This is a genomic window from Nostoc sp. NMS8, from assembly GCF_017115045.1.
Lineage (GTDB): Bacteria > Cyanobacteriota > Cyanobacteriia > Cyanobacteriales > Nostocaceae > Nostoc.
This window is the reverse complement of sequence record NZ_JABXKK010000050.1, coordinates 217831-229239: the sequence shown is the minus strand read 5'-3', so window position 1 is coordinate 229239 and position 11409 is coordinate 217831. Positions and strand designations below refer to the sequence as shown.

Genomic DNA, 11409 nt, shown 5'->3' with positions numbered 1-11409 from the left:
GCAAACCCTTTGGCTATGTAGGACGTAGAAAAAGTCCCCAGCTTTAGGTTGCTAGAGACTAACTACTTTCGGCTCGTAAATTGATTTACTGATTTAGCAGTCCGATAGCCATCTCAAGGTGCATTTTAGCTTTGTGCAAGTTCAATAAACTCTCTTGGTCGTATCGGTCAGGATAGCTCATAGCCTTGCCTTCTAAAGTTATCCGAATTAGTGCCGCTTGTTCATCAGTGGGGGAGTTCATCTCATCTACGACTCCTTCAAGGAATTGAATAACACTAAAACCTGGTGACTTCAACCCTCTACCCTGTCTTAATTGAGAGAGTGCTATCTGTGGGAATGCCATCAAGGTGACAATCCAACTAGTCTTGTACCCTCCATTCCCGGTAGGCTTTAATCCGTAACGCCTACACAAGTCTCTCAACTCAGCAGTGGTTTTGATTTCGAGTTCTGACCTTGTGAACATAAAATAGAATTACCCATTTGTAAAAGTGGTATCGGTGGTGAACTGTTTTGACAGACGTGAACACCACCGATTAGAACTTTATCTATATGTTCACGTATCGTTCAAGCTATATTTACATCTCTCAACAATGCCTAACCCTAAAGGTAATCCAGAAAATTTAAAACCACTTAAGTCTGATAGAGAAGAACCGCTAACACAAAATCTTAATTTTCGTGTCACCGAAAAAATGAAGGAAGAGGTAAAAGCACAAGACGACCCTCCTGAGTTTTGCAGAGAAGCTATTCAGAAAGCACTGGATGAGAAAAAAGGGAAGTAGTGCCGCGTTATTGGACTTTAGTGCAACACAAATTCAATTCTTTTTTTAAGTGCTTTCTTAATTCATGGACATCATTCCAGTGAGCTTTCAGTGTTTTACTTTCCAACGATATAGCATAAGTGTTACGACGACTCCACTTGACTTTAATTACATCTAACTCAACAGGTATACTCCGGCAATTACTGAAGTCAGCAATCCAATGAACCTTAACCCATCGAAAAATCCCCCACACTTCTTCTCCCCATTGAGGTTCATCCTCACTTGCCTCATTAACCAGTTCAACTACGTGCGTCAGGTATCTCTTTTTGCACCCATCTGGTATTTTTTTCTGCTCTCCTGTGGTGTTGTCTTTGCACTCATGCGGTACTTGAGAAAGGATGATAAGAGATCCTTTTTTTGTAGTTCACGCGCGTGAGATTCTACTACTGTTGTACTTTCACGTCTTTTAAAGTTCAACCGAAAGTAAGCTCCAATAGGATATTCAGGATACGCCCACTGTGTGTCATCACCTTTGTCAGTAACACTTTTGATATAATCCAGACGACTACAATCCATCATTTCTTACTACTGCTTTGTATTAACTAAACCTTTTTCCATATCTAGTTTGCCCAAACTCTCATTAAAAACTTTTAGGTTTATTTTTGCCCTACTTTGCCAAGTGCAGATGTACGCGCAAAATTCCTTGAATTACTTTTTGTACAGCTTCTTTACTGAAGCTACCGTCTACCCGAACAATTCGTGAGGGATGGGATGCTGCTAAATGTGCGTATCCTTGCTGAACGCGGCGATGAAAAGCGATTGTCTCTTGTTCAATGCGGTCTAATCCTACTCCATCTCCCCGTTTGCGGGAAAGTCCGACTTCGACATCGACATCTAGCCAAATAGTTAGATCGCTTTCTAAACCACCAGTAGCAATATTGTTCAGCTGATTGATTAAACTGATGTTCAGACCGCGACCATATCCTTGGTAGGCAATGGTAGAGTCAGTGTAGCGATCGCATAAAATATATTTCCCAGCTGCGAGATTTGGTTTGAGTTCTTGTTCAACGTGTTGCGATCGGTCAGCAGCATACAATAAGAGTTCTGTCACTTCTGCTACTGGTTTATCTTCTGACTTTTCTAGTAGCAAGCGGCGAAGATGTAAACCTAACTCTGTTCCCCCTGGTTCACGAGTTACCACTACAGAAACACCGAGACTTTCCAACCACTTAGAACAAAGCTGCATTTGGCTGGTTTTGCCACAGCCTTCCACCCCTTCAAATACAATTAATTTCCCACCCATGCTTTTTTGTTCGCTGCAATAAACTGATTCCCTGACGTTTGATCAAGAATAGCGCGAAGTGTAAAATATTAAACTGCGATCGCAGTCTACGATTTAGTTTCCTGAAAATTACTGTCATTTAGACGGTATAATATCTCGCCAGCCTTCGGCACAAGCAATATGCCTTCATCCTCTCGATTCGCCCATTCTGTGGGTTGAATAGTAGCCGGATCGCGATAGTTTAAGTTATGAGCAGCACAACGTTCAGCAGAAATGCCAGTTGCTAAAGTAACACGAATCCGCGCTTCTTCTCCTTTTATCGGATCAAAAGTACCCATCCCTTTTAAGTGAGTACTATGGGCCAGCACTCCAGCAGGATATTCTTGAAATTTATGCCACTGTTTGAGAAAGTAATCACGGACATGATAGCCAACTTCGGATAAAACTTCGCCGTGTGTATAGCTAAACTCGGTAATGTGAGGCGCATATATAATTACTTCGCCTCCGTCAGCTACTACTGGCTCTAACTTGTACATTCCTTTAGCTGCTGTCCAAATGTCATCATACATTTGGGGCATGACTGAAAGCACTTGTTTAAAAGGCCGATCTACATATTTAATATGCAGTTTAGCTGATAATTTTGCAGCATCTTCCCAGGCTGACTCTGGTCGATCTATATAAAGTCCAGCTAGCTGATTTGTTTTGGGTGCGACTACCATCGCCAAACAAAGTTTTGGGGTAAAAATCAGGTTAGCGGCTCGGTTAATCAAACGCCGGACTGGTGTGATTCCTAGCGTACCAATAATTTCGTAACAAGTAATTAAAGCACCTAACCAGTGCGAGAGATTAATTACTTCTTGACCACCAATACCAGGGAAAAAATATTTATTTCCACCAGAAAAACCGACAACTTCGTGGGGAAAAACTGGGCCGCAAATCACGATTAAATCGTATTCTGTTACCAGCTTATTAATCTGCACATCAACTGACTGATGCAGCATTCCACTACTAATTTCTGCTATCTCGTCTGCCGAAATTACTCCACAAGAAATAAAAGTATCCGGCTCATTCCAAAGGTGGTTAAATATGCGAACTTTTTTAAAAGTGGTTTCTCGCTCCTCTGATGTCACTCCTACCAAGTGATTGATTTGTTCTTCACTCATAGGATTATGTGTACCCAGAGCAATTAAAAAATCCAAAGCCGCTACTCTTTGACTCAACTCCTGATGAAGCAATCGAAACATTTGAGGGATGGGAGCAGTGCGGGTACTATCTGGAATTAACACCAAGATGCGCTGTCCATCTAACTTCTGGTCTGCGAAAGCTTGATGAACTAGCCCAGAAACTTGCTCATCTGAAAGCGTCCCGTTATTTACGGCTAGTGAATACATGATTAGACTCCACTGTAGATACTAAATCCACCATCTACCGGGACAACTACCCCGTTAACAAAACTAGAACCAGAACTACACAACCAAATCAAGGTGCTGAGTAATTCATCTGGTTTTCCGAAACGTCCGGCGGGAGTATGGTCAATAATTTTTTGCCCACGTTCGGTCAAACTGCCATCTGCATTTAGGAGTAAATCTCGATTTTGTTCGCCAATAAAAAACCCTGGTGCGATCGCATTTACTCGCATTCCATCACCATATTTTTGGGCGAGTTCTACAGCTAACCAGCGAGTAAAGTTATCTATCCCCGCTTTCGCCGCGGAGTAGCCGACCACCCGGCTAATCACCCGAATAGCAGACATAGAAGAAATATTGACAATGCAACCGTGGGGTTGACTTCTTTCTACCATTGCTTGACCAAAAACCTGACAAGGCAGTAAAGTGCCAACTAAATTGAGGCTAACTACTTCCTCAAAGGCTGTATGTGGCATATCAAAAATAGTCGCATCAGCAGTAATTGTGGCAGCCGGAATATTACCGCCAGCCATATTTACCAAGATATCTATTTCACCCCAATGCTGTATAATAACATCTCTAGCGATTTCTAATTGGGAGCGATCGCTAACATCTGCAACCACAGCCATACTTTCTCCACCGTTAGCAGTAATCTCGGCCACCACCGCCCCCGCCCTGACTTCATTACGACCCAAAACGACCACTCGCGCTCCAGCCAGAGCCAAACCCTTTGCCATAGCCCCACCAAGCACACCAGAACCACCAGTAACTACAGCTAACCGCCCCGTCAAGCTAAAAAGTTTACTCAAAATCAAAATGATTCCCCCACTTAGTAAAATTCTCTGCGTACCTCTGCGCTTCCCTCCGCGCCCCTTTGCGTTTAAATTCCCCTCTCAAACTTATAAGCAACCTTAGCGAGGTCATAAGCCAAAGCACGAGCCATACCATACCCTTCCTCCTCCTCAACCAACCCCCGCGCAACCAATCCAGCCAACCAATTACAAGCTACCCGCCTCCAGACATTATGACGAGCCGGAATCGAAATAAAAGCCCGTGTATCATCATTAAATCCAGCAGTATTATAAATTCCCGCAGTTTCCATTACCTGATTGAAATAACGCTCCATACCATTTACGCTGTCATGAAACCACCAAGGCGGGCCGAGCAATACACTGGGATAATGACCAGCTAACGGAGCCATCTCGCGGCTATAAGTGCTTTCATCCATACCAAAAATGATTAGATGGAAGCGTGGATCGTTGCCATAAGCTGACAACAACGGACGCAGATTTTGAGTCCACTCTATTTTTATGGGAATATCAGCACCTTTATCAGCTCCAAATCTCTCAAATATAGCCGGATTATGGTTACGCATCACACCACAATGCATTTGCATCACCAACCCATCTTCCACACTCATCCGCGCCATTTCCATGAAGATATGACCGGTAAAGTTTTCTACATCACCTGGATTCAGCTTGCCGATTAATGCTCTCGCAAAGATAGCTTCAGCTTCTTGCTCAGAAAGGCGTGTGGTATAAGGTGTAGCTGCACCTTGATCGGTAGCTGTCGCGCCCATTTTTTTAAAGAAAGCTCGACGTTCTTCGAGAGCTTGCACAAAATTGGCGTAAGTGTTAATTTCTCTACCAATAGTGCTTTCCAACTTGGTAAGATTTTCCCGCCAACCAGGAGCATCCAGATTAACCACTGCATCTGGGCGAAAAGTTGGTCTAATTTGAGTAAAACCTTCTTCATGGAGCGATCGCTGATTCTCTAGGTTATCACTGGCGGCATCGGTAGTACAAAGCACTTCGATATTAAAGCGTTTGAATAAAGCACGAGGGGAAAACTCAGGTAAGGCTAACAACCCTTCTAGACAATCATAGATATATCTTGCGTTACGAGAATTTAAAGGTTCATCCACCCCAAAGACGTTAGTTAGTTCCTCTTTCAGCCACAACCCGGATGGAGTACCCTGGAATAGATAAAAATTGTCGGCGAACAATTGCCAAATTTTGCGGTGGTCGGTTTCTACAGGAGAACCATCATTAGTAGGTATGCCCAAAGCTTGCAGAGATACACCCTGACTGTATAGCATCCGTAAAAGGTAGTGGTCAGGAATAATTAGTAATTCCGTCGGCGAACCAAAACGGGCTGCGGGATTAGCTAACAAAGCTGGATCTACGTGTCCGTGTGGGCAAACTAGAGGTAACGCAGATATGCTATCAAAAAATTGATGTGCCAGTCGTCTTTGAACTGGTTCTGGAGAAAAACAGCGATCGGGAGATAAACTCGGTCTTTTAGTTAACATAATTTTTGTATAAATTGTTTTGAGTTTTAAATTGTTAATAATGCTGCACTACTACCACGCTTTAATAGAAAAGGAGATAAAACGCGGTTTTCCACTGTTTTTTCTTCTATTAAATCGAGTAACATTTGCATAGCATAGCCACCAATTTCTAACATTGGCTGACTAACTGTAGTCAGCGCTGGCGTAACGTAATTGCCCAAAGCAATACCATCAAATCCGACCAGACTTAAATTTCGCGGTACTAAAATACCTAATTCTTGGCAAGCTAACAGAGCGCCAACTGCTACCATATCGTTGTAACAAAAGATGCCTGTAACTTCCGCCGCCAATAGTTTAGCAAGCATATTTTGCCCAGTGGCAACATCGCTTCTTCTGATATCATATTCATCACTAATTGAAACCCAATCAGTATTTTGTGGGATACCAGCTTCAGCAAGGGCTATTTGATATCCTTCTAGGCGTTGCTGGTTCGATCTGCTGCGATCGCCTACACCCAGATAACCAATGGCAGTATGTCCTAAACTGATTAAATGCTCTGTGGCTAATTTAGCACCTAAGCGATCGTCTATTTCTACTGAGTGAAATATTTCCGATTGATCTTCCGTCTGGCTATTAATCAGAACCGTTGGCACAGCAATTTGTGTGAGTTGCTTGATATGCTGCTTACTAATTCGTGAGTCGGCTACTAAGATCCCATCCACCCTACGGCGATGAAAAGTATCAATAGCTGCCATTTCCTGATCAAAATCTCGGTGTGAAGCACTCAATAAAACACTCAAACCCGCTGGTCTAGCTATCTTCTCGATTCCCTCTACTACCTCTGCAAAAAAGGGATCTGAAATTGAAGTTACTACTACACCAATCGTATTAGTACGTTTATTTTGCAAGCTTTGAGCAATAGCATTCGGCACATAGCTCATCTCCTCTGCCAGTCGCTTAATTTCTTCTCGCACTTTCGGACTAATGAGAGCGTTATCTCGCAAAGCGCGTGAAACTGTAGAATGAGAAACGCCTGCTCTGCGGGCAATATCTTCAATTGAAATTCTTCGTTTATTCATTATTTTATCTTAGCTTTTAAATATTGCACACGTGTGCAATTGTATGTATTATAGAAAATAATCGTGATTTGTCAAGAGATTTTAATACAACTCACATTTTGTATAGCAAGGAGTTAAAAGTCCTCACTTTTACCTCCGTCAATGATTGCAAGTTACAAATTACCAATTCCGAATTAGTTTAACTTTTATTAAGAAAAAAATGATTATTTTCGTAATGGGTGTGTCTGGTTCTGGAAAAACCACTATCGGAAAACTACTAGCAGACTCCTTAGAATGGGAATTTAGCGACGCTGATGCTTTCCACTCGCCAGAGAATGTTGAGAAAATGCGGCGCGGTATCCCTCTGAGTGAAGATGACAGAATGCCTTGGTTACAAGATTTGCAAACCGCCATAAAACATTGGCTGCAAGATCATAAAAATGTGGTGCTGGCGTGTTCGGCTTTAAAAGATAGCTATCGGAAATTTTTGGTATTGGATAGCGATCGCATCGCCAATGCCAAGGGCGATCGCATCAAGCTAGTTTACCTCAAAGGGTCTTATGAGTTGATTCAAATGCGGTTACAAGAGCGTAGCAACCATTACATGAGTGAAAAACTGCTCGATAGCCAGTTTTATACTCTTGAAGAACCATTAGACGCTCTATGTATTGATGTTGAACAGCCACCCCAGATAATTGTCGAAAATATTAGAACGACTTTGAAAATTTAGCTTATTAGTGACAACCGTAATATTAAGATTAATCACGTATATACGAAAACATGAACTTTTGGCAACTAAATCACATCAGATGTAAGTCTAAAGAGATATCAAATTAACCACAGAGCTTAAAGTGGTAGGAGAAAACTAGTGTTTTTAAGATTAGCACAACAACATCGAGAATTTGTTCAAGACTTGGTAATGAGCCTGCAAGCCTTGACAATTATACTTGAGCGGCGTGGTTACACTGCGTCATGTTATACATGCGGCGACCAAATGAAGAGTGCTTCATTTATGGTTAGCCTCAGAGAAAAGCACCTGATTCGATTTTTAGTCTCTGATTACGGGATTACTTGGATGGAATTGTGGGACGATCGCGAATTAATGAAGTTGGAAGGTGCAGAAGCGATAAGCCAACTGCAAGAGTTAGCTAATATTGTCAAGTATTCCACTGCCATGCAACTAATAAAATAATTAACGATTCCCTTGGCTGAATTTGATAAAAAAATTAACATAGTTTATGCACACGTGTTTAAAACAAAAGATAAACTAATATCTAACACAGTCTTATGCACACGTGTGTATAAACTGATAATCATACCATTTTCAAAAATCTAACATAGAGGAGACGTATAATTGTACGCCTCTACCCAGTGTTGCTGAATCGAGGTATAGAATTTGGATGTAGAGACGTTGCATTGCAACGTCTCTACAAGGATTTTGAAATAATGCAAAATTATTTTTCATGCCGCAATCAGCGATGCCCCTCTACCCATGTATTTGTAGATGAAGGGGTGACAGACAACTCTCACCAGTCAATCATACACAGGTATCCAAAGACGAAAAGAAACTTAACATACATTTTTGCACACGTGTGCAAAAATTAAAAAATAAGTCTAATGAATCTTTTGCACAGGTGTGCATAAAAAGGAATGTAAAAGTATTATTTAACAAATCAACAAGTAGGAAAATATGTCGCAAACTCTAAATCATGTATTTACTCAAGCTCAAAACAATCCCTTATATTCTTTAGAAGAATGGGAAGAAGACTTACTAAATCGCTATCCCGATCCAGAAAACATAGTTAAAGAAGGTAAAAGCACTGAAGAGTACAGAAATTACGAAACGACTATTAGAGATACAGTAAAAGAGTTTTATCGGTTAAATCATATTAATCAAACTTATGATTTTGTACTTCACAAAGAAAAAGAATTTTTGAAGTTTGATAAAAAAGAAATGTCTGTTTGGAATGCGGTCGAATTTTTGAATCAATTGGTTGATGATTCCGATCCTGATACAGACATGGATCAATTACAGCATCTATTGCAAACATCAGAAGCCATTCGCACTGATGGTCATCCTGACTGGATGGTACTTACTGGCTTTTTTCACGATATGGGGAAAGTGCTTTGTCTGTTTGGTGAACCTCAATGGGCTACCGTAGGCGATACTTATCCTGTAGGTTGTGAATTTTCTGATAAGATTGTTTTCTCAGAATTCTTTAAGGAAAATCCTGATTATAATAACCCCGACTACAACACTAAATATGGCATTTATGAGCCTAACTGTGGATTGAGTAATGTACATATATCATGGGGGCATGATGAGTATTTTTATCAAATGATGAAAAACTATTTGCCCGAACCTGCATTGTATATGCTTCGCTATCACTCATTTTATCCTCAACATCGTGAAAATGCTTATGAGCATTTGATGGATAAACATGATAAAGAAATGTTTAAATGGGTGAATTTATTCAATCCCTACGATTTGTATTCAAAAAACCCTATTCTTCCTGATTGGCAAAAATTAAAACCATACTATGAAGATTTGGTGGCTAAATATTTACCTGCAACATTAAAGTTTTAAACTGCTTGAACAATAATTCCGAATTCCGAATTTAGGAGTCACAATTCAGAATCCTCTATCTATGAAGGGATAGAGTAAGAAGCAATACACTTTGCTTAACCCAACACATCTGTAACAAAATAAAACAGATATGCAGATATTCTTTATCCCTAATCAGGTTTAAAAAGCATCTTGTTTACCGAAGAAAGGCAGAGGGCAGTTTTGCCAAGCAGATTTGAGTTAAGTAAAAAAATATAACTAAAGGATGTTTACATTTATCAAAATCTGGCATTCATAATCAAAGTTTTCCCTGCTATAACAGTATCTTTTCTGAAGGAGATTGATTGAGAAATGTTAAAAACTTTAACATTGAAAAAAATGTTAAATAGGCGAATTTATGCAGATGCTTTGCAATGAATAATTGAGGTTATATAAAGAGATTTCAACTCTTTTTTGTTTGTAAAGTTCAATAAACAAAATTAATTTTTTCACTGTAGCGATATAAAATGAAACAAGTCAAAACAAATAAAGATTTACAAGTTTAATAAAACTAATTTTTGGAAGTTTCATGTAAAAGCTGTTTTTAGACTACGCACTATTGAATTATTTTCACCAGAAAATAATGTGATTATTTGAAGTAGTGTAATATTCACAGCTTTGCTTTAAAAACAAAACATCTAGTTTCGTGAAACTAACAGTAATAACTCCAATTGGGTCAGATTAAAAGCAATACAGTTCAGAATGAGCAACAAAATACTTGTAGAGACGGGGATTTATCGCGTCTCGAAAAGCAAAAATTGTTGCCAGTAGCCCTTAACGAACCGTATCGAAATTAGAACACCTTTGGAGTTGAAATTCCAAAAGCTAGTAACATCACTAACCAGGTCTAAAGTTTTCAGACCTATATATTGTGATCACTCTACAGATTTATATTCTGCTAACCTTTCTCAAATTTAAATCCGTTGTTAGAAATAGATATATATGAAGAGAATTACGCTGATAGTTGGCATATTAGGTTTCGCGGTTGTTGGTTGCACAAATGGCGCTCAAAATAGCGACACTGCTATTAGTAATACTAACAAGGCTACTAATATAAGTGTAGAGAGTCTTAGTACTCCAAATAAAAAATTGCAAACAATCGGCGTAGCTTTAGGTGATTTAGGCAATCCATTCTATAATGCAGTGCAGAAGGGGGCTGAGACAGAAGCTCAGAAAATCGGAGGTAATATCAGAGTTAATGCGGTTTCTAGTGCCTTTGATCTAAACCAACAAACCAACCAAATCGAAAATTTTACGGCTGCGAATACTGACCTTATTATCCTCAGCGCTGTTGATAAAAAAGGAGTTAAACCAGTTATTGACCAAGCAAGGCTTGCAGGTAGGGTTGTGATTGCAGTAGATTCAGCCGTTGATGCAGATGTAGATGCAATGATTAGTTCCAACAATACCCAAGCTGGTGAGGTTGCTTGTCAATATATTGCCGATCGCCTCAAAGGTCAAGGTAATGTAGTCATCCTCAATGGTACTCCGATGGACTCAATCAATCAGCGAGTGAGTGGCTGTGAGAAATCATTGTCTAAATATCCGAATATTAAACTCATCTCTAAAGAGCAAAACGCTGAAGGGACAAGGGATGGAGGACTGAGAGTTATGAGCGATTTGCTGACAACCTTTCCCAAAATTGATGCTGTTTTTGCCACTAACGACCAAAGCGGTGTCGGCGCAGATTTAGCAGCTAAACAAGCAAGACGCAAAGAATTTTTTATTGTTGGGGTTGACGGATCGCCAGATGCAACCAAAGCAATGGAAGATAAGGATGGTGTATTTGCTGCAACTGCTGCTCAAAATCCCGCAGGGATGGCTCAAAAAGCGGTTCAGATTGGCAACGATATCATCGAGGGTAAAAAACCTGAGTCATCAAATATTCTGATTCCAGTCAAGTTGGTTACTAGAGAGAATCTTAGCAGCTATCAAGGCTGGTAATTTGTAATTCCCCGTTTTTTTAAATACATCGATTCCAAATTTTGTGTAAGTCAGAATGACTTGTAG

General features: G+C 40.1%; 11 protein-coding genes. 5 read left to right on the top strand and 6 right to left on the bottom strand.

Annotation, left to right across the window (positions count from 1 at the left end):
* Nucleotides 1-85 precede the first annotated feature (85 nt).
* Nucleotides 86-463, bottom strand: coding sequence for a hypothetical protein (locus HWQ39_RS09765; RefSeq protein WP_292843718.1), 378 nt, complete (start codon nucleotides 461-463; stop codon nucleotides 86-88).
* Between the two features lie 127 nt (nucleotides 464-590).
* Here HWQ39_RS09765 and HWQ39_RS09760 point away from each other — a divergent pair, with 127 nt between their 5' ends.
* A complete protein-coding gene (locus HWQ39_RS09760) occupies nucleotides 591-779 on the top strand; it encodes a hypothetical protein (protein ID WP_094353117.1) in 189 nt (62 codons plus the stop codon).
* Nucleotides 780-1425: 646 nt separating this feature from the next.
* Here the strand turns inward: HWQ39_RS09760 and tmk are convergent.
* The 5 genes from tmk to HWQ39_RS09735 form a co-directional block, all read right to left on the bottom strand.
* Nucleotides 1426-2061 carry a dTMP kinase gene (gene tmk / locus HWQ39_RS09755; protein WP_292843717.1) on the bottom strand — a complete coding sequence of 212 codons (636 nt, stop codon included), beginning with the start codon at nucleotides 2059-2061 and terminating at the stop codon, nucleotides 1426-1428.
* A gap of 86 nt (nucleotides 2062-2147) precedes the next feature.
* Nucleotides 2148-3431 carry a lactate racemase domain-containing protein gene (locus HWQ39_RS09750; RefSeq protein ID WP_292843716.1) on the bottom strand — a complete coding sequence of 428 codons (1284 nt, stop codon included), beginning with the start codon at nucleotides 3429-3431 and terminating at the stop codon, nucleotides 2148-2150.
* A gap of 2 nt (nucleotides 3432-3433) precedes the next feature.
* Nucleotides 3434-4255 carry an SDR family oxidoreductase gene (locus HWQ39_RS09745; RefSeq protein WP_292843715.1) on the bottom strand — a complete coding sequence of 274 codons (822 nt, stop codon included), beginning with the start codon at nucleotides 4253-4255 and terminating at the stop codon, nucleotides 3434-3436.
* A gap of 71 nt (nucleotides 4256-4326) precedes the next feature.
* Entirely contained in the window at nucleotides 4327-5757 is a 1431-nt protein-coding gene (gene uxaC / locus HWQ39_RS09740) for a glucuronate isomerase (protein WP_292843714.1), read from the bottom strand.
* 26 nt (nucleotides 5758-5783) lie between these two features.
* Nucleotides 5784-6815 (bottom strand): LacI family DNA-binding transcriptional regulator, encoded by a 1032-nt coding sequence (locus HWQ39_RS09735; RefSeq protein WP_292843713.1) that lies wholly within the window; start codon nucleotides 6813-6815, stop codon nucleotides 5784-5786.
* Between the two features lie 199 nt (nucleotides 6816-7014).
* Here HWQ39_RS09735 and HWQ39_RS09730 point away from each other — a divergent pair, with 199 nt between their 5' ends.
* The 4 genes from HWQ39_RS09730 (at nucleotide 7015) to HWQ39_RS09715 (ending at nucleotide 11343) form a co-directional block, all read left to right on the top strand.
* A complete protein-coding gene (locus tag HWQ39_RS09730) occupies nucleotides 7015-7524 on the top strand; it encodes a gluconokinase (RefSeq protein ID WP_292843711.1) in 510 nt (169 codons plus the stop codon).
* Nucleotides 7525-7662: 138 nt separating this feature from the next.
* Nucleotides 7663-7986 (top strand): DUF1815 family protein, encoded by a 324-nt coding sequence (locus tag HWQ39_RS09725; protein ID WP_292843710.1) that lies wholly within the window; start codon nucleotides 7663-7665, stop codon nucleotides 7984-7986.
* A 498-nt stretch (nucleotides 7987-8484) separates the two neighbouring features.
* Complete coding sequence (locus HWQ39_RS09720; RefSeq protein WP_292843709.1) at nucleotides 8485-9381, top strand: inositol oxygenase family protein; 897 nt, start codon at nucleotides 8485-8487, stop codon at nucleotides 9379-9381.
* Between the two features lie 960 nt (nucleotides 9382-10341).
* Nucleotides 10342-11343: an ABC transporter substrate-binding protein gene (locus HWQ39_RS09715; protein WP_292843708.1), complete on the top strand. Its 1002-nt coding sequence runs from the start codon at nucleotides 10342-10344 to the stop codon at nucleotides 11341-11343.
* Nucleotides 11344-11409 lie beyond the last annotated feature (66 nt).